The following is a 22054-nucleotide window of genomic DNA, read 5'->3' as shown; positions in this document are numbered from 1 at the left end:
GTGGCGCAGTATGCTCCGGGCGCCTGCAAAACCTGCTTGCAGTGAAGGGCGCCCGGTGCTTCAGTCATGGCAGGCGCATAAAGATGAGGTGCTGCCATGCGCAGGGAAATTTCCTGCCAATGACAACGATAACAAAGCAATAAGGGGAATAACCATGTTGAAAGCGATCCTATTTGCCAGCCTTGCATCCGTAATCGCGGCCATGCCGGCGCAGGCCAGGGAATGGAAGGAAATCCGCATCGCAACCGAAGGTGCTTATCCGCCTTTCAATTTCGTGGCGGCGGATGGCTCGTTGCAGGGGCTTGATGTCGATATCGCCAATGCCCTCTGCAAGGCGATGGAAGCCAAATGCACGATCGTCGCCAACGATTGGGACGGAATGATTCCGGGCCTCAAGTCGAACAAGTTCGATGCAGTGATCGCATCCATGAGCATCACGGAAGAGCGCAAGAAGGAAGTTGCCTTCACCGACAAATATTATTCCACGCCGCTTTCCGTTGCCGTGCCGAAAGACAGTCCGATCACATCCCTCGATGCCGAAGCTTTCAAGGGAAAATCGGTTGGCGCTCAAGGATCAACGACGCAGGGTAATTATGCGGAGGATGTCTATGGCAAGGCGGGTGCTGATGTTAAGCTCTATCCGACCGCCGATGAAGCCAATGCAGACCTGAAAAATGGGCGGCTTGACGCTGTCGTTTCCGACAAATTCCCGATCTCTGACTGGATCAAGGGCGACGGCGCGGATTGCTGCAAGCTTATCGGTGATATTCCCGGCACCCGGACCGATACGGGGATTGCGCTGCGTCAGGGTGATGACGATCTGCGCGAACAATTCAACGCGGCAATCAAGAAAATTCGCGACGACGGGACCTATGCCACGATCGTGAAGAAATATTTCGACTTCGACATCTATTGATTGCTTGTAAAAGATACGGCTCTTTGCTGTAAGCCATAACGCGCTGGCTGCAATCGGCGCGTTTATTTCTCTGCTTTTGTGGATGCCCGAAATGCCGGTTCAGCAACAAGATGTCATCGTTCTGGGTGCGGGTATTGTCGGTGTATCGACCGCACTGCATCTCCAGGCGCGCGGCCGCTCGGTCTGCCTCATGGACAGGAATGAGCCCGGCAATGGCACCAGTTTCGGCAATGCTGGTCTGATCGAGCGATCAAGCGTCATTCCCTATTCCTTCCCGCAAGGACTGTGGACGCTCTTGCGCTACGGCATGAATCGTCGTTCAGACGTTCGCTATAGCCCGTTTTATATCCCTAAAATGGCGCGATGGCTGTTTCAATATTGGCGGGAATCATCGCCGGAACGATTGAAAATTGCCACGAATGCGATGTTGCCTTTGATCGAAGCGAGCGTCCGCGAGCATGATGCGTTCGTCGTCCAATCCGGCAGTGAACGATTGATCCGCTCGCAAGGGTGGATCGAAGTCTTCCGGTCATCTTCGGCATTCGATGCCGCGGTTCGCCGCTTGCCAGATCTACAGCGTTTCCAATTGTCCTATGACATTCTGGATGCCGCAGCCTTGCGCCAGCGTGAGACGTCGCTTGGCGATGTGGCAGGCGGCATTCACTGGCTCGACCCCAAGACCGTTGTGAATCCCGGTGGGCTGGTCAAAGCCTACGCTGATTTGTTTATCAGGAACGGCGGCATCTTCGTTCACGGCGATGCTGCAAGCCTCACTCCGAATGAAAGCGGCTGGCAGGTGACGACGGAGGAGGGGATTGTCCATGCGCGCGATATCGTCGTGGCGCTAGGTCCGCAATCCGGCCTTGTTTTCAGGAAATTCGGATACCCAATCCCGCTTGGCATCAAGCGCGGCCATCACCTTCATTTCGAGATGAAGGACGGCTCACGGCTCGGTCATACGGTGGTGGATGAAGAGGCCGGTTATGTTCTTGCCCCCATGGTGCAGGGGGTACGGCTGTCGACGGGCATAGAATTCGCTTCGCCAGATGCACCCGCCAATCGTATTCAGCTCACGAAAGACGAGAAAATCGCGCGCAAGCTGGTGCCTCAATTGGGAAAAGCGATTGAAACGACGCCCTGGCTTGGGCTGCGTCCCTGCCTGCCGGATATGCGCCCGGTCATTGGCGCTGCGCCGAAACATAAAGGCCTATGGTTCAATTTCGGCCATGCTCATCATGGCTTGACGCTTGGGCCTGCGACGGGGCGCCTGCTTGCCGAGATGCTCGTCGGAGATGAGCCCTTTGTCGATCCGAAGCCCTATTCGGCAGAACGATTTCTTTAGAGCGGTTCCGGTTTAAATGGAATCGCCGGAATCAATCTAACTATTTATTTTATCACATTATTCTACGCAAAACCGTTTCACGCTTTTGCTGGAAATGCTCTCGGTTGTTCTAAAAAATCGTGACAGACTTGTCAGCCGTAGGGAAGCAGGGTTATCAATTGGCCCCATTCTCCTATCGCGCTATCGCGAACAATTGATCCGGAAAATCCTCGTGAAAATGAAGCCTCTAGGCCGTACCGGCCTTACTGTCACTGAAATCTGCCTCGGCACCATGACCTGGGGCGTGCAGAATACCGAGTCCGACGCGCACGAACAGCTCGACATCGCGTTGGATGCAGGTATCAACTTCGTCGATACGGCTGAGGGCTACGCCATTCCAATGAGCCCGGAAAGCTACGGCAAGACAGAGACTTACATCGGAAGCTGGCTCAGAAGGTCCGGGAAACGCGACAAGATCATCCTGGCAAGCAAGATCGCCGGCGGCGGCAGACAGAAGTGGATCAGGGATGGCGCCAGACCAAGCCGTGCCAGCGTTCGCGAGGCGGTGGAAAATAGCCTGAAACGGCTTCAGACGGACTATATCGATCTCTATCAGGTCCATTGGCCGATGCGCGCCCATTACCATTTCGGCCAAAGCTGGAGTTTCGATCCCTCAAAGACAGAAGGACCGGCGGAAACCCGACAGATGCATGACGTTCTGCTGGGGTTGGGGGATATGGTTCGGGACGGCAAGATCAGACATATCGGGCTTTCGAATGAAACGGCCTGGGGAACCATGCAATGGCTTCGTCTGGCCGAGCAGCATGGCCTGCCGCGGGTCGCCTCGATCCAGAACGAATATGGTCTTCTGCAACGCCAGTTCGATTTCGACATGGCGGAACTGGCGCTCTGCGAAGATGTTGGACTGCTTGCCTATTCGACGCTCGCAGCCGGTGTGCTGACGGGGAAATATCTGGACGGAAAGCTGCCCGCGGGGTCTCGGGCGGCGATTTCGGAAGGCGGCATCTGGCGCAACAATGTTCACGCGGAGCCCGCAATTCGCGCCTATATCGATGTCGCGAAGAAGCACGGTCTGGACATTGCCCAGATGGCGATTGCCTTTGCGTTGACACGTCCGTTCATGACTTCGGCTATCATCGGCGCGACATCCGTGGATCAATTGAAGGTCGATATTGCGGCGCATCAGGTCAAGCTTACGGACGATGTTCTGGCTGATATTGAGAAGGTCTATCGGCAGTATCCGCGCCCTCTCTAATAATTTTATGAATTAATTGGGTTTTCCAATCGATTGGGTAACGTGGACAGCTTCGCAAAGCTGTCCACGGCAACACGGGCGGCTCCAGAGGGGAGCATGGAAGCGTGGCGTGTCATTGGGTGAGGTCAGACGTCCTCCAAAGGTTCTTCCAACCGTGCGTTGCACCGCGAGGCGTTGATAAAGGCGATGAGGAACATCACTGTCATCAACAGAACGATGGTTGGCGCAGGGGCGCTATCGATGAAGAATGACAGATAAACGCCCAAGAAGGATGCCGTCACGGCGATTGCCACCGCAAGCAGCATCATGGTGCCGAACTTGCGCGTAAGCAAAAAAGCAATAACGCCCGGCGCGATCAGCATGGCTATGGCCAGAATGATGCCGACGGCTTTCAAGACCCCCACGATTGTGAGCGATATCAGACAAAGCAGGCCATAGTGCAGCAGACGAACCGGCAGGCCGACCGCTCTCGCCTGTGCAGGGTCGAAAGCGTGCAGCATGAAGTCGCGCCACTTGACGATCAGAATACCGGCGGTCAACGCAGCGATAATGGCCGTCTCGATCAGATCAGATACTGTTATGCCGAGCATGTCTCCGAACAGGATATGATCGAGATGCACTGTGGAGCGGATGGCGACATAGAGAACGAGGCCGAGCCCGAACATGCCGGAAAAGACGATGCCCATCACCGTATCCTGCTTGATGCGGCTGTTTTCGGTGAGATAGCCGGTCGCAAGAGCGCAGGCCATGCCTGCAACGAAGGCTCCGATGCCGAAAGGTATCCCTATGATATAAGCGACAACCACGCCGGGAAGAACGGCATGGCTGATCGCATCGCCCATCAGTGACCAGCCTTTGAGCACCAGAAAACACGATAGCAATGCCGTCGGAACCGCGATAAGCACGGAAATGGCCAGTGCATATCGCATGAATTCGAATTGAAAGGGCGACGCCAGCATTTCAAAAAGACTCATTGCGGCGTCTCCGTGAGAGCTAAAGCCGCTTTGCGGCGTGCGGCCAGCATGCCATGTTTTGGAGCAAGCAAAAATACACCCAGGAAAACCAGTGTCTGGAGCACGACGATGATGCCTCCGGTCGCGCCGTCAAGAAAATAGCTTATATAGGCGCCGGTGAAGCTTGTGATGGAGCCGATGGCCACGGCAATCCAGAGCAGCCGCGCAAAGCGGTCGGTTAGCAGATAGGCGGTTGCGCCGGGCGTCACCACCATACAGATGACCAGAAATGCCCCGACGGTTTGCATGGCGGCGACAGTCGATGCCGACAAGAGCGTGAAGAACATGATCTTCAGCCGGTTGGGCTTGAGACCGATCGAACGCGCGTGGTTTTCATCGAAAAACACGACCATCAGGTCTTTCCACTTCAAGAGAAGCAGTGACAGGGATACGACGCCAATAATCAACAGCTGTAAGGTATCTCCCGGCGTGATGGCGAGAATATTTCCCAGAACAATGGTTTGAATGCTCACCGCCGTCGGCCTGAGCGAGATCATAAACAGGCCAAGTCCGAAGAACGACGAGAAGATCAGGCCTATGATCGCATCTTCCTTCAATTTCGTGCGCTGGTTGAAAAAGAGCATCGCTGCGGCCGCGAGCCCGCCTGAAAAGAATGCACCGATGGAAAAGGGCAGGCCTAGCATATAAGCACCCGCCACGCCCGGTACGATGGAATGGGAAAGCGCGTCGCCGATGAGCGACCAGCCTTTCAGCATGAGATATGCCGACAGGAAGGCGCAGACACCGCCGACCAATGCCGAAACCCACATCGCATTCAGCATGTAATTATAGCTGAACGGCTCAAGCAGTACCGTCATTGTCGTTGGCTCCCTTTTCTGGCCGGGGAGTTGCCGTTCTCATAAACGACGAATGGCCGTTCGTCGTCCGTTATGACGCTGACCGCAGCCCGTCCCGAACCGTCAGCCTCGCCAAGCGCAAGATGACGCAGCGCGCCGCCAAAAGTTCTTTCAAGATTTGCCTGGGTGAAGACTTCGGCGGTCAGCCCATATCCCAGCACCGTTCGTTTCAACAGCACCGTTCGGTCGCAAAACTCCGGGACGCTGCCGAGATTGTGTGTGGAAACCAGCATGACGCGCCCCTCATCGCGCAAGCTTCGAAGGAGAATGATGATTGCTTCCTCGGTTTTTACATCTACGCCGGTGAAGGGCTCGTCAAGAAGAATGACGCGGCCATCCTGTGCGAGCGCTCGGGCGAGAAATACCCGTTTCTTCTGCCCTCCCGAAAGTTCACCGATCTGACGGTGGCGAAACTCGAGCATATTCACACGGGCAAGCGCTTTGTCTACGGCGTCCTTGTCGGCGCGGCGCGGAATACGCATCATGCCCATGTGGCCGTAGCGGCCCATCATGACAACATCTTCGACGAGAACGGGGAAATTCCAATCCACATCCTCGCTTTGCGGCACATAAGCTACGAGATTGTTCTTCAATGCGGTTTCGACCGGCATACCAAGGATGGATATTTCGCCCTTGGCGAGTTTCACGAATCCCATAATTGCCTTGAACAGCGTCGACTTGCCGGACCCGTTGACGCCGACAAGTGCCGTGATCGTTCCGGTCGGGAGGGCAAAATTTGCATGATGCAAAGCCGTGTGGCCGTTTCGATAGGTAACGGTTGCGTTCTCGACGCGGATACCTTCGCTCGCCCTCTTGTCCGGTGTAAGATGTATGTTGTCGTGAAAGTCCACGGGGGCATTCATTGCTTGAGCCCTTCAGCGATCGTGCCGGAGGTGACTTTGAGGAGATCGATATATGTCGGCACCGGACCATCGGGTTCGGAAAGCGAATCGACGTAGAGAACCCCGCCATATTTTGCGCCGGTTTCTCGGGCTACCTGCTGGGCTGGGGCAGGGGAGATCGTGCTTTCGGAGAAAACGGCCGTAATACCGTTCTTACGCACGGCATCAATCACTTTACGCACCTGTTGAGGGGTGCCCTGCTGGTCCGCATTGATCGGCCAGAGATAAAGTTCCCGCAAACCGAAGTCGCGTGCGAGATATGAAAACGCGCCTTCACTTGAAACGAGCCAGCGTCGGTCTTCCGGAATCGCCGCCAACGCGGTTCGAATAGGTTCGATCGCCGCCTCGATCCTGGCCTTGTATGCCTCGGCATTGGCCTTGTAGATCTCGGCATTTTCCGGGTCGTTTTTGACAAAGGCATCGCGAATATTATCGACATAGATCAGCGCCGCGTCTGGGGACATCCAGGCATGTGGATTGGGCTTGCCGCTATAGGGGCCCTCGCTGATATCGATCGGTTCAACGCCGTTGGAAACCACAGCACTCGGGACATTCTTGAGGCGCGAAAAGAATTTTTCAAACCAGAGTTCCAGTCCAAGACCATTCCAGAGAACCAGTTTCGCATCCTGCGCCTTGATCAGGTCTCCTGGCGTTGGCTGATAATTATGAATTTCGGCACCCGGTTTCGTGATCGACTCAACGGTCGCCGCATCGCCTGCAACATTCTGCGCAATATCGGCGATAACGGTGAATGTCGTGACGGCCTTGAACTTCTCCGCGAGGGCGGTTCCCGTCATTGCCCATAAAAGCGAACCACACAGCAGGCCCGCATTCGTGACATGCAGAAGATGACGCAGCAGCATACCCAACTCCTTGTTGCTAATAATTCGCAATTGCATAGTTGAAAAGCGGGAGCAGTACAAGCGCTATTGCAAGTCATTTGCAAATGTCGCCGGCCACGCAGTTTGTTGGTGTGTATATATACACGTAAAAATTGCAATTGTATAAAAGCTATGCAATCTTGCGTTCGGTTGATTCACGTTCATATATACAACCATAAGGGGAATTTGGGTGTGGGGCGCTACCTTTTCGCACCCTTTTCTGACGCGATCGCCAGCTGTGATGGACGGAGTGAAAATGAGCGCAATTCTATTGAATGATATAAGTTTCGCAGGCCGTTATCGATTGAGCCCGACCAATAGTTTCAGTTTGGCCGCCCGCTCCGGGCTGCAACAGGGAGGAGGGATAACTGAGATCGGGTGGACAGGTTACGCGTCCAAGGATTATGTCGCGATCATACTTTTGAAGAAGGTATACAATCTAGGGCGGTCATCCTTTTCGGACGATATTGCGGGCTATGACTGCCCGGCTGGCACAGTATTTCTCGCGTCGAAACTGACGGATTTATCCATAAACTGGCCGGAGCCGGTCGATATTTTGATTGTTCATATGGGAGAACACGACCTTGATCGACATGATTTCTATAGCGTGTTGACGGGAAATGCTGGCCCATCTGCGAATTTGGCAAGTTTCGTTTGCAGGCATTGTCTGCAAATCGGCCAGTTGATCTGGAGCGAATTTCGGGAAGAGGCGCATGCCGACGATGTTTATCTGGCTGCGCTTTATCAGGCCCTTGTGCTTCGACTTGCACGCGGCGGCGATGATCTGCGCGCGCGGGCAAACGCCGAAGAAGGACTAAGCAGCCAGGCCAGTCGACAAATTGAAGCTTACCTGAAAGAGAATTTCCAGGGGCAGATATCCGTGCCGGACATGGCTGCCTTGCTCGGCATTTCATCGGGACATTTCACGACCTGCTTTAAAGCGAGCTTTGGGCTGACCCCGCATCAATATGTCATCAAACTCCGTTTGGATGAGGCGGAAGCGTGCCTGCGCGATACGCAGATACCAATCGGGGAAATTGCTGCCCGGTTGGGCTTTTCAAGCCAGAGCCATCTTACAACGGCATTTAGAAAATATCGGGGCCTTACACCGAAAGAGATTCGCCGCCGCAGTGGGCGCCCATCATAATCACGCGGCTTTCAGTCACTGTCTGATGTCGAACCACGCTTAAGCCATTTCCGCCAGATGTGAATTTCGCTCCTGCGACGCCAGCGGCGAACGCGATGCGAATCGTGAGACAGAACAATGAAACCGAGTGGAAGCATCCAGAAACCGAGAATCGGAAGAAAGCCCAGCGAGCCACCGACAACCAGGCCGCCGCCCAACATGCGACGCATCATGACCGATTGCGGCATCGGGATTCGCCGACCGAGAATCAGGATGCCTTTTTTTCGGGGTGTTTCGGTATATTGATCGCTCAAAGGGGCAACTCTCAGGCTGATATGTTACATTTCACAGGAGGAAAACCTCCCAGAGAATATAGGGTTTCGAGGGCATAATGCAAAAAGATGAAAAAAAATGGATTTAGCCCTTTGCAAACGGGAAATCCTTTTGCTATACGCCACCTCGCTGACGCAGCGAGCACCTGTTCCCCGGTAGCTCAGCGGTAGAGCAACCGGCTGTTAACCGGTTGGTCGCTGGTTCGAATCCGGCCCGGGGAGCCACTTCATTTTCTGAAGTTTGCTTTCTTCCAATATAGTTTGTGTCCGATGTCCACGGAGCATAGCTCTGTGTAAAGTGATGGTCGGTGTCGGTGATTTGAACGCCTTCCTGCCCAATATTGTGGCTGAGCTTCAAAAGTGAAGCGATGGAGCGGCGGCCCATATGTTTGTCACGCCATTGCAAGTGCTCCAGACGGATTCGATTCCGGCTGATAGATTTCGAACCAAATCGTTCGTCACGCGTTGGTTAGCTATCTGTTAACCATAAGCGGAGACTGAGCAATGCCTTGGTATTTTCGTCTCGAATCCGGATTCGCAGCAGCCTTTGTGCTGGCCGCCGGCGTACACGTACTTATTCAAATGATCTGATAGGTTGTTGCGCTTGTTTGTACCGATAACAATGTGGAACTGTTTCGTTGCAAGCTATGCCAGTTCTGGAGAAAAGCGGGCGTCCGACGTTGCTGCGACCAGTTGCAAATGATTGAAATCAGTTTGCAGCGAGACGTATCAGGAAACGCCACGTGTAACCTATCGCGAGGGTCTGCAAGCTATTGTTATCAGGGAGGAAAATTTGGAGGCCTCGCCCGGAATCGAACCGGGGTGCAAGGATTTGCAGTCCTCTGCGTAACCACTCCGCCACGAGGCCTTCCGTAAAGCCCTTGCCAAATCAGTTGGCAGCGCCTTGGGTCGTTCCAATATTGATACAGACCGGACTCGTCAAGCTGTTAGAGGCAAATGTAGAAAATTTCTACAGAGGTTTATTCATATCTTCCAGATTCAAGGCTGGTCATCCCGGTCCGGCGGCATTTGAGGGCGTGCGAGGTGGCCTTTGGAGAAAGTATAGCCCGTTTCGACCACGCTTGATCCAAACTTGTTTCGGAGCCGGTCGATGGCATTTTCGGCGACGGCGCGTTTTGTCGCTTGCGTATCCACGAGGTCGGGCTGATCAGCCCGATCACCTGAAGAAAGTTCGCTAACTCCAATTCCAAGCAACCGAAACCGGGTTCCATCCAGTTCCTTTTCAAGCAGCTGCAAGCCGTGGCGAAAGATTCTGTCGGCAAGCTGGGTCGGGTCCGAAAGCTGACGATTGCGCGTTCGCGATTTGAAATCATGTGTTTTAAGCTTCAGGACGACTGTGCGTCCGGCGATTTCTCCCGCTTTCAGTCGTCGCGAGACCTTTTCAGCCAGCGCGCGAAGAATCGGAATGAGATCATCCGCCTCCGACAGGTCATGATTGAAGGTTGTCTCTGCCGAGACGCTTTTCATGTCGTGGTCCGGCTCGACCTTGCGGCTGTCCTGTCCTCGGGACAGGCGGTAGAGACGCTGCCCCATCGTGCCATAGGCCTTCATCAGCGCGGATTCGTCCATCGTCTGCAACTGGCCGATAGAACGAATGCCGTCGCTCTCCAGCCTGGCTGCAAAGGCTTTTCCCACCCCCCAGATCGTGCTTACGGGGCGGTTTCGCAGAAAGGTCAGTGCCTCCGCTTCGCCAATGACGGAAAACCCGCGCGGTTTTTCGATATCCGATGCAACTTTGGCTAGAAATTTGCAATAGGAGAGCCCTATGGAAGCCGAGATGCCGATTTCATCCTCGACGCGCTTGGCGAAGCGGGCGAGGACGATGGCAGGAGGCGCCTTGTGCAGGCGGTCTGTGCCGCTTAGATCCAGAAAAGCTTCATCGATGGACAGCGGCTCGACGAGCGGCGTCAGATCGCGCATCATCTGCCGTATTTCCCGACCGACGCGAACATATTTTTCCATATTCGGCTTGATGACGACAGCGTCAGGACAGGCTTCAAGCGCTTTGAACATGGGCATTGCAGACCGCACGCCGTGAATGCGCGCAAGATAGCAGGCGGTCGATACAACGCCGCGCTTTCCGCCGCCGATGATGAGCGGCTTGTCCCGCAGTTCGGGATTGTCGCGTTTTTCTACGGAAGCGTAAAAAGCATCGCAATCGATATGGGCGAGCGACAGCCTGTAAAGCTCTTTGTGGCGAAGAAGGCGAGGACTGCCGCACGCATGGCAGCGCCTGACAGTGTCGGATTTCTGCGGCGAAAGGCAGTCGCGGCATACACCTTTTTCAGGACTGTAGGGCGCAGTGGTGTCAGCCATGAGGACGAACCGTCTGATGAACATAAAAGGAACATCCTTTTATAGCATTGAAAGGATGAAGCGCCACCGGGATATGGAATGCTGGTTGGTCTTACACTTGACATTACCGGGAATATCACCAAGTTTAGCATTATGAACAACCGTTTCGCGTCCATACTTCATCGGGTCCATCCGATCACGGGATAGCTACCCTCGAGTTCTGCCTGGCGCAGGGGAACTCCGGGGGACGGTACGCCGCTTGTCCAACAGCGGATTTCAAACAAGCGCTTTCACCAAAATCAATCTGAGCAGCTTCGTGCCAGACCGCACGGAGACTTATTTCTTTTAACAGCAGTGAGCACACGCCATGAGCGGAAAGAATCGCAAGAAGCCCAATATCGTTGTCAGCGAAATCGACTATGAACGCCTGATGGGACTGGCCACCAATGTTTCGGAACGTCTCGAAGAGATCGCCGAGGAATTGATGGTTGAACTCGACCGCGCAAAAGTCGTTCCTGCAAAGCGCTTGCCGCAGAACGTCATTCACATGGGCTCGACCGTGGAGTTTCGCTCCAATGACGGGCAGGAGCGACGGGTGACGCTTGTATATCCGGGCGAGGCGGATATTGCGCTGGGCAAGATTTCAATTCTGACGCCTATCGGTACGGCGCTGATCGGCCTTGCGCCCGGCCAGTCGATGTCCTGGACGGCGCGCGACGGCAAGCAGCATGAGCTGAACGTGTTGTCCGTTTCAAATGAAGCGGCGGCCGCAACGGCAAGTCCAGCTGCTGAATAGTCAACAGAAAGCCCGGCACGCCGGGCTTTTTACCATCATCGGTCCAGATATCGAATTAAAGGTGCTGGTTCAGCCCGCCCGGCAGATACGCCAGAGCTTTCTCGATTGTGAACGGATCACGGCCCGCATCCTCGCAGTAGCGCAGCAATGTCGGTTCATGGGCCAGGAAAAATTGCAGGACGCCGGCGAGAAAGCCGGGTTCACGCGCGGCCTGTCGGATCGACGCAGCCTCTATGCCCGTCAAAGCGAGAAAGCGAGGCAAAAGATCCTTATCCTGCGCCAGCCACCCCAACGCCTCGATAGCGATCGCTTCCGCATCCGCCTGGCTCATCAGCGTTTTCATGTGGTTTCTCCGCCTTTTCATTGCTTCACCGAATGTGTAACTGTCGCCCTGCCGGGGAACAACGGAATTATTTGCCTTTCATCAATGAAATGAGGTTAAACTGCGCGCAGTCTAAAAAATGGGGACTTTCTGGCGAACAGAAAAATTGCGTGAATGCCGGGTTGCTGCGGGTGGGAAGAGCAAGGAATTTTCGATGCCGAAAAGCGTGATGATCGTCGAAGACAACGAGCTCAATATGAAGCTGTTTCGCGATCTTATCGAAGCCAGCGGATATGAGACCATCCGGACGAGAAATGGGCTTGAGGCGCTGGACCTTGCGCGTGAACATCGGCCCGACCTCATTCTGATGGACATTCAGCTGCCCGAAGTGTCGGGGCTGGAAGTCACGAAATGGCTGAAGGACGACGATGGGTTAAGGCACATTCCGGTAATCGCCGTGACGGCATTTGCCATGAAGGGTGACGAGGAACGTATTCGGCAGGGGGGCTGTGAAGCCTATATTTCCAAGCCGATATCGGTGCCGCGTTTCATAGAGACAATCAAATCCTATCTGGGCGACGCTTAAGCGGAAATTGGAACGAGGAGCATCATGACTGCACGAATTCTCGTCGTTGACGATGTGGATTCCAATGTAAAGCTCCTCGAGGCAAGGCTGCTCTCGGAATATTATGAGGTCGTTACGGCCTATAATGGCCGCGACGCGATAGAGATATGTCTGGGGGGGCAGATTGACGTCGTGCTCCTCGATATATTGATGCCGGACATGGACGGTTTTGAAGTGTGCCGCCGGTTGAAGGATGACCCACGGACGTCCAATATTCCGGTTGTGATGGTTACTTCGCTTGATGCTCCGCAGGACAAGATTTGCGGCCTGGAAGCCGGGGCCGACGATTTCCTGTCGAAGCCCGTCAGTGATCTTCAGCTTATGTCGCGTGTGAAGAGCCTCGCACGGCTGAAACTGGTGTCTGACGAGCTTTTTCAGCGAACCGGCACCGTTGCCGATACGGAGGTGGAAACGCTGCTGGCGAGCAAGATGGGCGGGACTTATGCCAATGAGGATGAGGTCGCCCGCATTCTGATTGTCGATGAGGATGAACTGGCGGCAGCACGCCTGCGCCTTGTTCTGGGAGAGACCTATCGCGTCGATGTGGCCAGTGACGCCAATACGGCCTTGATCCGGGCGATTGAGACGGATTATGACAGCATCGTCGTATCAGCCAATTTTACCTATTATGATCCGCTTCGTCTTTGTTCGCAGCTGCGTACGATCGAACGCACGCGGCTGGTGCCGATCATCCTCGTCGTGCGAGAGGATGAGGGGGGGCTGGTGGTGCGCGCGCTTGAGCTTGGCGTGAATGATTATCTGATGCGCCCGCTTGAGAAGCTGGAGCTTTTTGCGCGTCTGCGCACCCAGATCAAGCGGAAGTGCTATAATGATCTGCTGCGGCAGAGCCTGAACCGCACAATCACCATGACCGTGACGGACAGTCTCACGGGACTGCATAACCGCCGCTATCTCGATACCCACATAGCCGTGCTTCTGGAACGGGCCGTGGGGCGTGGACGGCCTTTGTCCGTCATCATGCTCGATTTCGACCACTTCAAGCGGATCAACGATCAATACGGGCACGATGCAGGTGACGAGGTGCTGCGCGAATTTGCGACACGCCTGCGCCGGAACATTCGCGGGATGGACCTCATCTGCCGTCATGGGGGAGGGGAATTCGTCGTCGTCCTTCCGGACAGCGATCTGGACGTTGCGCGGGCTGTTGCCGAGCGCATCCGGGCTGCCGTGTCGGATGTCCCTTTTTCGATCGCCAACGGCAGGCACAAGGTCGCTCTGACCATGAGCATGGGGATCGCCGGGCTGCGGCTCGCCGGAGACAGCGCCGATGCTCTTTTCGCGAGAATGGATAGCGCACTGCATCAGGCCAAGAAAGCTGGCCGCAACCGCATCGTCTCATCTGCCGCCTGACCGCAGGGATGATGCATAGAAAGCAAAAAGCCGTCTCTTTCGAGACGGCTTTGATTTCGATCGTCTTGTCGATGACGACCGGAAACGAATTACTTGATCTTCGTTTCCTTGAACTCGACGTGCTTGCGCGCAATCGGGTCGTACTTGGTCTTTGTCATCTTTTCCGTCATCGTGCGGCTGTTCTTCTTCGTTACGTAGAAGAAGCCGGTGTCAGCGGTCGACAAAAGCTTGATCTTGATCGTCGTAGCCTTGGCCATATCGAATTACCTGCTCTGTATCTTTGCCGGAGCATGACCTTACCGAAAATCGGTTCCCAATCTTCGGGATCATGCTCAATGGATGGAAACCTCCAGCGATTCCGGCAATCTCATCCGGCAGCGGAAATTTGGCGCGACACTACGTATTGGCAGCGAAAAGTCAAGCCCGCTTCTTCCGCAAAAGCAGCCTTCCTGCTGCAAAGAGTGCATATGCCGCAAAAAATGCCCCAAGCGTCATCGGGAATCCCTTTGGCCCCATCATGTCCATGCCGACGCCGACCGCCTGCGGTCCGGCCAGCATGCCGATGGCATAGCAGAACACGAAGGCGGCATTGGCTGATGCCAGTTCGCGCCCCGTCAGTTCCGAACCCAGATGTGCAAGGCCGATCGTGTAGAGGCCTGCCACGACGCCGCCCCACAGGAACAGGATAGCCGCCATGAGATACCAGTGCTGCATGAGATAAGGCAGGGCGATCATGCCGATCAGGCCTGTGGTGGCGCAGAAAAGCAGAAGCTTGCGGCGATCCGAAATACGATCGCTGACAATACCAAGCGGAATCTGCATCAGCACATTGCCAAGCCCGATCATCGTCAGCAGCAGGGCCGCATCGGCTTCAGGATAACCGATACGCGCACCGAAGACCGGAAAGAGGGCAAAACCGCCGGTTTCGACGGCGCCGAAAACGAAGACGGCCATGGTTGCGGTTGGGACGGCGAAGATAAAGGGCAGGAATGGGACGTGTTCGCCCTCCTCGAAGTCGGGACTGTCACGCCATGCGATTGTCACGGGTATGAGGGCAACCATGATGATTGCGAAGCCTACATAGAAAGGCAGTCCGCCGGTGCTTCCGATCTTCGAAAACAGCCAGGGGCCGAGGGCAAAACCCAACGATAGGGATGTCGAGTAGATACCAAGCACCAGGCCGCGTTTTTCAGGCGGCGCAGAGGCATTGATCCAGTATTCGGACAGAACGAAAAGCACTGTCAGCGCGAAATGCAGGACGATGCGCAGCGCAAACCATGCCCAGAGCGGTTGAAAGAAGTGAAAGCCGAGAAAGGCGACACTTCCGATCAGGAGCATGAGAAAAATTGCCTTGACCACGCCCAGCCGTGCGGCGATGGGCGCGGCAAGCGGAGCCGCAACGATGGAAGCCAGCCCCGCAACGGCGGTATTGGCACCGATCAGGCTTGCGGAGTGACCGCGGCTTTCCAGGAGAACGCTCAACAGCGGAATGCCCAGGCCGATCGCTGCCCCGACCGCGCTGATGGTGGCGATGGCCGCAGCCAGCGAACGCCAGTGCATCTGGCCCTGTGCCGGCCCGCCGCCTGGTTCTTGCGGGACAAGATCGGCAGGTTGGATTTCTTTATTCATCGGGTTCAGATCACTTCGCGGACAAAGCGGCCATGCCGCTTGCTATATTGCACCACCGGCAAGGTGGCGGGCAGTTCGGCTTCGGCGTCCGTCAGCAGCGCACGGGCTTCCTTCAGGATCGCCTGGGTAATATGGGCGACGTCGAGTTTATCGATCTGTTCGATGGAAACCCAGTCCAGATCCTCCAACTCACCACTGGGAACGAGCGGCTGCCGGTCAAGTTCAGGTATGTGATCGCGAAATGCGATAAAAAAGCGCGTATCGAAACGGCGGACATTATCCGGCGGCGTCACCGCACGGGCAAAATAACGCAGACTGTCCAGCGCCGGTACCGTGCCATTGTCGAAAAATGCCGACCAGTCGCGATGCAGGGGGGGCCGAACCGGCGTTGAGCCTGAATGCCCGATGCGAAGTCCTGTTTCTTCGAAGGTTTCGCGAATGGCGCAAAGGCCGAGCGCGCGCGCGCGGCGCATCGATGCACGAGACCCCATGCCCGCAAGCAATTTGACGACATCGCTGTTATTCAATTCGGCTGCTGCGGCGACAGCGCCGTCGACGGGATCTGCCCGTCCGCCAGGAAACACGAACTTTCCCGGCATGAAGGCAAGGCTGGCATGGCGTCTGCCCATGAGAATGCGCGGCTTGCTGCCCGATCTGTCGACAAGCAACAGGGATGCGGCGTCGCGTGGCCGCAAGGGTTTGGCCGCTTTGGCTGGAGAGGATGGAAGCGTATTCATGGCAATCACGATGACCCTCAGGTCACGTCGCCATATTCACCTTCGCCCTTGCCCCCGAAGCCATGCATGTAAAGCGCCCATTGCAGGCCGATCGTAGCACCCTTTAGCGGTTGCAGGAGGAGCAGGGACAAGATCACGGTCAAAGGGCCCCAGATGGCCATATGCGCCCACAGGGGCAGATTGGTCGTTGCCTCCACGCCCATGAAGGCGCCAACGACCACGTGTCCCACGACCAAAATGGTAAGATAGGCGGGAAGATCGTCGGCACGCTGTTCTGTATAGTCTTCTCCGCAAACGGAACATTGCGCCACCGGCTTCACAAACGCCCGGAACAGCTTTCCCTCGCCGCAATGCGGGCAGCGCCCGCGAAAGCCACGCCACACGGCTTCACCCAAAGCGCGCTTGGGGTGGGCGGCTTTCGGATTTTCGCCACCGAAAATCTGCACATTCTGCGCGGAATTGGCCTCAAGCGTGCTCATCAGCGACCTCTTCTCTTCTGACGCGGAATACCCGCCGGTTTACCCCTTCGTCCCCGCATCGTCCGCGTTGCCTTGTGATGCGAACGGGTCGACATGGGCAAGGGATGCGGTTCCGAAACCATCTCAAAACGAAGCGCACCCGCAACGGGGAGCGCTTCCACGAGCCGAACCGTCACCGTATCACCAAGCCGGAAGCCTTTGCCGCTCCGTTCCCCGGCAATCGCGTGGTTCGCTTCGTCATATAAATAGTATTCATGACCCAAAGTTGAAATGGGCACCAGCCCATCCGCGCCATATGTCGCAAGATTCACGAAAAGGCCTGCCCGCGTGACGCCCGTAACGCGCCCCTCATATTCGTCGCCCAGATGCGCGGCGAGGAAATGTGCGATGAGCCGGTCCACGGTTTCACGCTCGGCCAGCATGGCGCGACGCTCGGTGGAGGAAATCAGCGCGGAGATTTCCTCAAGATGCGCTTCCTCCTCCGTGGTCAGGCCGTCCTTTCCGAGGTTGAGGGCCTTTATCAGAGCACGGTGAACGATGAGATCGGCGTAACGGCGGATTGGCGAGGTAAAATGTGCATAGCGACGCAAATGCAGGCCGAAATGACCGATATTATCGGGGCTGTATTCGGCCTGGCTCTGCGTGCGCAGCACGACCTGATTGACCAGTTCCTGGTGATCGGAGCCTTCCACGGCTTCGAGAATCCGGTTGAATTGTGCCGGCTGCAGTTCAGCGCCCTTGGCAAGGTTCAAATCAAGCGTGCGCAGGAATTCACGCAGGGTTTCCTGCTTGGCAAGCGCTGGCGCATCGTGAATGCGGAAAATGAGCGGCTGGTGGCGCGTTTCCAGTGTTTCGGCAGCGGCCACATTGGCCTGAATCATGAATTCTTCGATGAGCTTGTGGGCATCGAGCCGTTCGGGGACGATGACCTTGTCCACCTTGCCATCGGGCGTGAGCAGGATTTTCTTTTCCGGCAGGTCGAGTTCCAGCGGTTCGCGGGCATCGCGGCCCCGCTTCAACACGGCATAGGCGTTCCAAAGCGGCTTCAGGATACTGTCGAGAATGGGCGCGGTCTTTTCGTCCGGCGCGCCGTCAATGGCAGCCTGTGCCTGCGAATAGCTGAGTTTTGCCGCCGATTTCATCATGATGCGATGAAATTTGTGCGACTTCTTGCGTCCGTCGGCAGCAAAAACCATGCGGACGGCAAGGGCGGGGCGATCTTCCAGCTCGCGCAGCGAACAAAGATTGTTTGAAATCCGCTCGGGAAGCATAGGCACGACCCGATCCGGGAAATAGACCGAATTGCCGCGCTTCTGCGCTTCGCGATCAAGTGCTGAATCAGGGCGGACATAGGCCGCGACATCCGCTATCGCCACGATGACAATCTGGCCGCCCGGATTTTCGGGGTCCTTGTCCGGCTCGGCATAGACCGCATCGTCATGATCCTTGGCGTCGGCCGGATCGATGGTTAGAAGCGGAACATCGCGCCAGTCTTCGCGGCCTTCCATCGTCGCGGCTTGCGCGGCTTCGGCCTCGCTGAGTGCCTCAGCCGGAAAAACATGCGGAATCTCATGTTCGTGAATGGCAATCATCGACAGGGCTTTTTCGCTGTCGATCGATCCGACCACCTGTCGCACCTTGCCGCGCGGCAATCCCTGACGCCGAGAGGAAATGAGGTCCACTTCGACAAGATCGCCAGCCTCGGCATTTTCAAGCTGTGCCGGATCAAGCTGAACTTCCGGCTGCTTCCGGTTCACCGGGTCCAGACGCCATTCGCCATTTCCAAGCTTGCGTACAATGCCAAGCACCGCATTCGTGCGATGTTCGAGACGCTTCATCACGCGGGCGGTATAGTCTGCGCCGTCGCGATCTTCATTGCGGAAAATTTTTGCCAGAACACGGTCGCCGACGCCGACAGCCGGACCGCCTTCGGAGGCCTTGTTCAGCCGGGTGCGGCGGATCAGGACGACGGGCGGCTTGCCATAATTGGCTTCATCCCATTCCGACGGGCGCGCCAGCAAACCGCCATCTTCGTCGCGCCCGGTAATATCAAGCACGGTGACAGCAGGGAGGGCGCCGGGGCGCGATAGTTTGCGGGCGCGTTTTTCAACCAGCCCTTCGTCGGCGAGTTCACGCAGGAGGTCTTTCAGATAGACCCGCGCATCGCCCTTGATATTGAAAGCTTTCGCCAGTTCACGCTTGCCTGCGCGATCAGGATTCTCCTCAATATATTTGAGGACCTCTTCGCGCGTCGGCAAGAAGGCTGCGGTATCCTGCGATTGGGCTTTGGCTGCACGCCGCTCGGTCCGCGCGGACCGACCGGTATCGGATTTGGAAAAACGGCGTGCCAATTGTTACTCCTCTACCGCCTCGGCCTTGGATTTGGCTGTCGACTTGGCTTTTGCTGGCGCCTTCTTGGCCGCTGGCTTCTTTGCAGCAGCCTTCTTTTCAGTGCTGGCCGAAGCCTTGCGCGCAGGGGCTTTCTTGCTCTTGGAAGATCCGGCCTTTTCTGTGACCAGCTGCAATGCCTCTTCCAGCGTGACAGTTGCAGGGTCCTTGCCCTTAGGCAAGGTCGCATTGACCTTGCCCCAATTGACATAAGGCCCGTAGCGGCCGTCGCGGACGGTAATCGCCCCGCCATCAGGGTGGTCGCCCAGCGTTGCCAGCGCCGCCGGTGTGGAACGCCCGCGACCGCCCTTCGACTGTTTGTCGGCCAGAACGGACACGGCGCGGTTGAGGCCGACGGAGAACACTTCTTCGGCATTCTCAAGATTGGCGAAAGTGCCGTCATGGCTGACATAAGGGCCATAGCGTCCAATACCGGCGGAAATCATCTTGCCGGTTTCAGGATGCTGGCCGATGTCACGCGGCAGGGACAGAAGGGCAACGGCTTTCTCATGGTCGAGCGCGTCGACGGTCCAGCCTTTTGGCAGGCTGGCGCGCTTTGCTTCCTTGCCTTCGCCGCGCTGGACATAGGGGCCGAAACGACCGGTCCGCGCGGTGATTTCCTCGCCGGTGAACGGGTCCTTGCCAAGCGATTTGGGCTCGTCTGCCGCTGCGGCTTCACCATTGACGTCGCCGCCCAGCTGGCGCGTATATTTGCACTCCGGATAGTTGGAGCAGCCGACGAATGCGCCGTATTTGCCAAGCTTCAGCGAGAGCGTGCCGGTGCCGCAAGTGGGGCATGAACGTGGATCGCTGCCATCTTCCCGAGCCGGAAAGACCAGCGGCGCCAGTTCCTCGTTCAGGGCATCGAGGACATTGGTGACGCGCAGTTCCTTGATGTCATCGACCGAACCGGAGAAGTCGCGCCAGAAATCACGCAGAACATCTTTCCACGAAAGCTTGCCGTCCGAAATAAGGTCGAGCTTTTCTTCAAGATCGGCTGTGAAATCATATTCCACATAGCGCTCGAAGAAACTTTCGAGGAAAGCCGTGACCAGGCGGCCTTTCGGCTCTGGAATAAGCTTGCGCTTGTCGATGGTGATATATTCACGGTCGCGAAGCGTGGCGAGCGTTGCGGCATAGGTCGAGGGACGACCGATGCCGAGTTCTTCCATCTTCTTGATGAGTGAAGCTTCCGAATAGCGCGGCGGCGGTTCGGTCGAATGCTGGGTCGCATCGATTTTCTCGCGCGCCAGGGCTTCACCGGAGCGGATTTCCGGCAGCTTTGCACTGTCCTCATCGTCGTCCTCTTCCTCGCGGTGATCCATATAGGCGGCGAGGAAGCCATCGAACTTCGTGACGGAGCCGTTGGCACGCAGCATGGCCGAACGCGCGCCATTGACCGCCTCAATGTCGACGGTGGTGCGTTCGATGTCAGCCGCCTGCATCTGGCTGGCAATGGCGCGCTTCCAGATCAGTTCATAGAGCCGCGCCTGGTCGTCATCGAGATAGCGGCGCACATCTTTTGGATGGCGCGAGAAATCCGTCGGGCGGATGGCCTCGTGTGCTTCCTGCGCGTTCTTGGCCTTGCTGGAATAATAACGCGGCTTTTCCGGCACATATTGTGCGCCGAAGCTTTTGCCGATGGCGTCACGGGCTGCATTGATGGCCTCGGGCGCCATCTGCACACCGTCGGTACGCATATAGGTAATCAAGCCGGCCGTCTCGCCGCCAATATCGACGCCTTCATAAAGGCGCTGCGCCACCTGCATGGTCCGCGATGCGGAAAAACCAAGCTGGCCCGACGCCGCCTGTTGCAGGGTCGACGTGGTGAATGGCGGTCCCGGATTGCGCTTGGTCGGCTTTGCTTCGACAGAAAGCGCCTTGAAGCTGGCGCCTTCCAGCATGGTGCGAATGGCTGTTGCCTGTTCACCATTCTTGATGTCGAGCTTGCCAAGCTTCTTGCCGTCAACGACAGTCAGACGGGCTGTAAAACTGTCATTGCGCGGCGTCTTCAACAATGCCGCGATATTCCAGTATTCCTCGCGAATAAAGCGCTCGATCTCGGATTCGCGATCCGCGACGAGACGCAGCGCCACCGATTGGACACGCCCCGCCGAGCGCGCGCCGGGCAGCTTGCGCCATAGAACGGGCGAAAGCGTGAAGCCGACGAGATAGTCCAGCGCGCGGCGCGCCAGGTAAGCATCGACCAGCGGTTCATCGATATCGCGTGGATTGGCGATGGCGTCCAGAACAGCCTTCTTGGTGATGGCATTGAATGCCACACGCTTGACCGTCTTGCCCTTGAGCGCCTTTTTCTGATTGAGCACTTCAAGCACGTGCCAGGAAATGGCCTCACCTTCGCGATCCGGGTCGGTTGCGAGAATGAGGCCGTCGCTGTCTTTCAGCGCCTTGACGATATCGGCAAGGCGCTTGGAGGAATTGCTGTCCACCTCCCACGACATTGCAAAGTCTTCATCAGGGCGGACCGAGCCATCCTTGGCTGGCAGATCTCGCACATGACCGAACGAGGCCAGAACCTTATAGTTCGAGCCCAGATATTTATTGATGGTTTTGGCCTTGGCAGGCGATTCGACAACGACGACGTTCATTTAAAGCAGCCTAGATTCGCGCCCCATGGAGATAAAATACCTCCTCTCCGCGTGAAATATGTTGCCTTCACATGAACAGCAGGCAGCGTTTGGTCAAGAGCAGGACGATAAAAATCGCGAAATACAACTTACAATTGCTGTTAATGGTAATGAAACCA

General features: G+C 56.3%; 20 protein-coding genes and 2 tRNA genes. 8 read left to right on the top strand and 14 right to left on the bottom strand.

Features of this window, described 5'->3' with window-relative positions; all coding sequences use genetic code 11:
• Positions 1-154 precede the first annotated feature (154 nt).
• The 3 genes from AVM02_RS09610 to AVM02_RS09600 all read left to right on the top strand — a co-directional run bounded on the left by AVM02_RS09610 (position 155) and on the right by AVM02_RS09600 (position 3513).
• On the top strand, positions 155-916 hold the full coding sequence (locus AVM02_RS09610; RefSeq protein WP_411506736.1) for an ABC transporter substrate-binding protein: 762 nt from the start codon (positions 155-157) through the stop codon (positions 914-916).
• Between the two features lie 91 nt (positions 917-1007).
• Positions 1008-2258, top strand: coding sequence for an NAD(P)/FAD-dependent oxidoreductase (locus tag AVM02_RS09605; protein WP_411506735.1), 1251 nt, complete (start codon positions 1008-1010; stop codon positions 2256-2258).
• 217 nt (positions 2259-2475) lie between these two features.
• The gene (locus AVM02_RS09600) at positions 2476-3513 is read left to right on the top strand and encodes an aldo/keto reductase (protein ID WP_411506781.1); all 1038 of its coding nucleotides are present in this window, start codon (positions 2476-2478) and stop codon (positions 3511-3513) included.
• Between the two features lie 125 nt (positions 3514-3638).
• On the opposite strand, the gene AVM02_RS09595 is transcribed toward AVM02_RS09600, so the two are convergent.
• Genes AVM02_RS09595 through AVM02_RS09580 form a run of 4 tightly spaced genes read right to left on the bottom strand, consistent with a single transcriptional unit; the run spans position 3639 to position 7148 of the window.
• Positions 3639-4487 carry a metal ABC transporter permease gene (locus AVM02_RS09595; protein ID WP_411506734.1) on the bottom strand — a complete coding sequence of 283 codons (849 nt, stop codon included), beginning with the start codon at positions 4485-4487 and terminating at the stop codon, positions 3639-3641.
• On the bottom strand, positions 4484-5344 hold the full coding sequence (locus AVM02_RS09590) for a metal ABC transporter permease (RefSeq protein WP_411506733.1): 861 nt from the start codon (positions 5342-5344) through the stop codon (positions 4484-4486). The genes AVM02_RS09595 and AVM02_RS09590 overlap by 4 nt, the downstream gene beginning before the upstream one ends.
• Entirely contained in the window at positions 5341-6246 is a 906-nt protein-coding gene (locus tag AVM02_RS09585; protein ID WP_411506732.1) for a manganese/iron ABC transporter ATP-binding protein, read from the bottom strand. Before AVM02_RS09585 ends, AVM02_RS09590 begins: the two co-directional genes overlap by 4 nt.
• Positions 6243-7148: a metal ABC transporter substrate-binding protein gene (locus tag AVM02_RS09580; protein ID WP_411506731.1), complete on the bottom strand. Its 906-nt coding sequence runs from the start codon at positions 7146-7148 to the stop codon at positions 6243-6245. Before AVM02_RS09580 ends, AVM02_RS09585 begins: the two co-directional genes overlap by 4 nt.
• A gap of 274 nt (positions 7149-7422) precedes the next feature.
• Between AVM02_RS09580 and AVM02_RS09575 the strand changes: the two genes are divergently transcribed.
• Positions 7423-8313 (top strand): helix-turn-helix domain-containing protein, encoded by an 891-nt coding sequence (locus AVM02_RS09575; RefSeq protein WP_411506730.1) that lies wholly within the window; start codon positions 7423-7425, stop codon positions 8311-8313.
• Between the two features lie 11 nt (positions 8314-8324).
• On the opposite strand, the gene AVM02_RS09570 is transcribed toward AVM02_RS09575, so the two are convergent.
• The gene (locus tag AVM02_RS09570) at positions 8325-8540 is read right to left on the bottom strand and encodes a hypothetical protein (RefSeq protein WP_411506780.1); all 216 of its coding nucleotides are present in this window, start codon (positions 8538-8540) and stop codon (positions 8325-8327) included.
• A 234-nt stretch (positions 8541-8774) separates the two neighbouring features.
• Here AVM02_RS09570 and AVM02_RS09565 point away from each other — a divergent pair.
• Positions 8775-8849, top strand: a tRNA-Asn gene (locus tag AVM02_RS09565).
• Positions 8850-9418: 569 nt separating this feature from the next.
• Here the strand turns inward: AVM02_RS09565 and AVM02_RS09560 are convergent.
• A tRNA-Cys gene (locus tag AVM02_RS09560) sits at positions 9419-9492 on the bottom strand.
• A 131-nt stretch (positions 9493-9623) separates the two neighbouring features.
• Positions 9624-10961 (bottom strand): DNA polymerase IV, encoded by a 1338-nt coding sequence (locus tag AVM02_RS09555; protein WP_411506729.1) that lies wholly within the window; start codon positions 10959-10961, stop codon positions 9624-9626.
• 346 nt (positions 10962-11307) lie between these two features.
• Here AVM02_RS09555 and rnk point away from each other — a divergent pair, with 346 nt between their 5' ends.
• On the top strand, positions 11308-11736 hold the full coding sequence (gene rnk, locus AVM02_RS09550; RefSeq protein ID WP_411506728.1) for a nucleoside diphosphate kinase regulator: 429 nt from the start codon (positions 11308-11310) through the stop codon (positions 11734-11736).
• 55 nt (positions 11737-11791) lie between these two features.
• Here the strand turns inward: rnk and AVM02_RS09545 are convergent, their stop codons facing one another.
• The gene (locus AVM02_RS09545; protein WP_411506727.1) at positions 11792-12079 is read right to left on the bottom strand and encodes a DUF3572 domain-containing protein; all 288 of its coding nucleotides are present in this window, start codon (positions 12077-12079) and stop codon (positions 11792-11794) included.
• 193 nt (positions 12080-12272) lie between these two features.
• On the opposite strand from AVM02_RS09545, the gene AVM02_RS09540 reads away from it, so the two are divergent.
• Together AVM02_RS09540 and AVM02_RS09535 are read left to right on the top strand one after the other, a co-directional pair.
• A complete protein-coding gene (locus AVM02_RS09540; protein WP_411506726.1) occupies positions 12273-12644 on the top strand; it encodes a response regulator in 372 nt (123 codons plus the stop codon).
• Positions 12645-12668: 24 nt separating this feature from the next.
• Positions 12669-14054 (top strand): PleD family two-component system response regulator, encoded by a 1386-nt coding sequence (locus AVM02_RS09535; RefSeq protein ID WP_411506725.1) that lies wholly within the window; start codon positions 12669-12671, stop codon positions 14052-14054.
• Positions 14055-14143: 89 nt separating this feature from the next.
• On the opposite strand, the gene rpmG is transcribed toward AVM02_RS09535, so the two are convergent.
• The 6 genes from rpmG to topA all read right to left on the bottom strand — a co-directional run bounded on the left by rpmG (position 14144) and on the right by topA (position 21896).
• Positions 14144-14311, bottom strand: coding sequence for a 50S ribosomal protein L33 (gene rpmG / locus AVM02_RS09530; protein WP_002966024.1), 168 nt, complete (start codon positions 14309-14311; stop codon positions 14144-14146).
• A gap of 160 nt (positions 14312-14471) precedes the next feature.
• Complete coding sequence (locus AVM02_RS09525; protein WP_411506779.1) at positions 14472-15614, bottom strand: MFS transporter; 1143 nt, start codon at positions 15612-15614, stop codon at positions 14472-14474.
• Positions 15615-15688: 74 nt separating this feature from the next.
• Positions 15689-16420, bottom strand: coding sequence for an NUDIX hydrolase (locus AVM02_RS09520; RefSeq protein ID WP_411506724.1), 732 nt, complete (start codon positions 16418-16420; stop codon positions 15689-15691).
• Positions 16421-16437: 17 nt separating this feature from the next.
• Positions 16438-16899 carry a DUF983 domain-containing protein gene (locus tag AVM02_RS09515; protein WP_411506723.1) on the bottom strand — a complete coding sequence of 154 codons (462 nt, stop codon included), beginning with the start codon at positions 16897-16899 and terminating at the stop codon, positions 16438-16440.
• Positions 16899-19250 carry a ribonuclease R gene (rnr, locus tag AVM02_RS09510; RefSeq protein WP_411506722.1) on the bottom strand — a complete coding sequence of 784 codons (2352 nt, stop codon included), beginning with the start codon at positions 19248-19250 and terminating at the stop codon, positions 16899-16901. The genes AVM02_RS09515 and rnr overlap by 1 nt, the downstream gene beginning before the upstream one ends.
• Before the next feature lie 3 nt (positions 19251-19253).
• Positions 19254-21896: a type I DNA topoisomerase gene (gene topA / locus AVM02_RS09505; protein WP_411506721.1), complete on the bottom strand. Its 2643-nt coding sequence runs from the start codon at positions 21894-21896 to the stop codon at positions 19254-19256.
• Positions 21897-22054 lie beyond the last annotated feature (158 nt).

It is taken from the genome of Brucella anthropi (assembly GCF_046630315.1).
GTDB lineage: Bacteria > Pseudomonadota > Alphaproteobacteria > Rhizobiales > Rhizobiaceae > Brucella > Brucella anthropi_A.
This window is presented reverse-complemented; position numbering and strand designations above follow the sequence as displayed.

What these genes read in the sequence shown, in the direction of transcription:
- AVM02_RS09610 (WP_411506736.1), top strand. Translation starts at nt 155, where the DNA reads ATGTTGAAAGCGATCCTATTTGCCAGCCTTGCATCCGTAATCGCGGCC.
- AVM02_RS09605 (WP_411506735.1), top strand. Translation starts at nt 1,008, where the DNA reads ATGCCGGTTCAGCAACAAGATGTCATCGTTCTGGGTGCGGGTATTGTC.
- AVM02_RS09600 (WP_411506781.1), top strand. Translation starts at nt 2,476, where the DNA reads ATGAAGCCTCTAGGCCGTACCGGCCTTACTGTCACTGAAATCTGCCTC.
- AVM02_RS09595 (WP_411506734.1), bottom strand. Translation starts at nt 4,487, where the DNA reads ATGAGTCTTTTTGAAATGCTGGCGTCGCCCTTTCAATTCGAATTCATG.
- AVM02_RS09590 (WP_411506733.1), bottom strand. Translation starts at nt 5,344, where the DNA reads ATGACGGTACTGCTTGAGCCGTTCAGCTATAATTACATGCTGAATGCG.
- AVM02_RS09585 (WP_411506732.1), bottom strand. Translation starts at nt 6,246, where the DNA reads ATGAATGCCCCCGTGGACTTTCACGACAACATACATCTTACACCGGAC.
- AVM02_RS09580 (WP_411506731.1), bottom strand. Translation starts at nt 7,148, where the DNA reads ATGCTGCTGCGTCATCTTCTGCATGTCACGAATGCGGGCCTGCTGTGT.
- AVM02_RS09575 (WP_411506730.1), top strand. Translation starts at nt 7,423, where the DNA reads ATGAGCGCAATTCTATTGAATGATATAAGTTTCGCAGGCCGTTATCGA.
- AVM02_RS09570 (WP_411506780.1), bottom strand. Translation starts at nt 8,540, where the DNA reads ATGCCGCAATCGGTCATGATGCGTCGCATGTTGGGCGGCGGCCTGGTT.
- AVM02_RS09555 (WP_411506729.1), bottom strand. Translation starts at nt 10,961, where the DNA reads ATGGCTGACACCACTGCGCCCTACAGTCCTGAAAAAGGTGTATGCCGC.
- rnk (WP_411506728.1), top strand. Translation starts at nt 11,308, where the DNA reads ATGAGCGGAAAGAATCGCAAGAAGCCCAATATCGTTGTCAGCGAAATC.
- AVM02_RS09545 (WP_411506727.1), bottom strand. Translation starts at nt 12,079, where the DNA reads ATGAAAACGCTGATGAGCCAGGCGGATGCGGAAGCGATCGCTATCGAG.
- AVM02_RS09540 (WP_411506726.1), top strand. Translation starts at nt 12,273, where the DNA reads ATGCCGAAAAGCGTGATGATCGTCGAAGACAACGAGCTCAATATGAAG.
- AVM02_RS09535 (WP_411506725.1), top strand. Translation starts at nt 12,669, where the DNA reads ATGACTGCACGAATTCTCGTCGTTGACGATGTGGATTCCAATGTAAAG.
- rpmG (WP_002966024.1), bottom strand. Translation starts at nt 14,311, where the DNA reads ATGGCCAAGGCTACGACGATCAAGATCAAGCTTTTGTCGACCGCTGAC.
- AVM02_RS09525 (WP_411506779.1), bottom strand. Translation starts at nt 15,614, where the DNA reads ATGCACTGGCGTTCGCTGGCTGCGGCCATCGCCACCATCAGCGCGGTC.
- AVM02_RS09520 (WP_411506724.1), bottom strand. Translation starts at nt 16,420, where the DNA reads ATGAATACGCTTCCATCCTCTCCAGCCAAAGCGGCCAAACCCTTGCGG.
- AVM02_RS09515 (WP_411506723.1), bottom strand. Translation starts at nt 16,899, where the DNA reads ATGAGCACGCTTGAGGCCAATTCCGCGCAGAATGTGCAGATTTTCGGT.
- topA (WP_411506721.1), bottom strand. Translation starts at nt 21,896, where the DNA reads ATGAACGTCGTCGTTGTCGAATCGCCTGCCAAGGCCAAAACCATCAAT.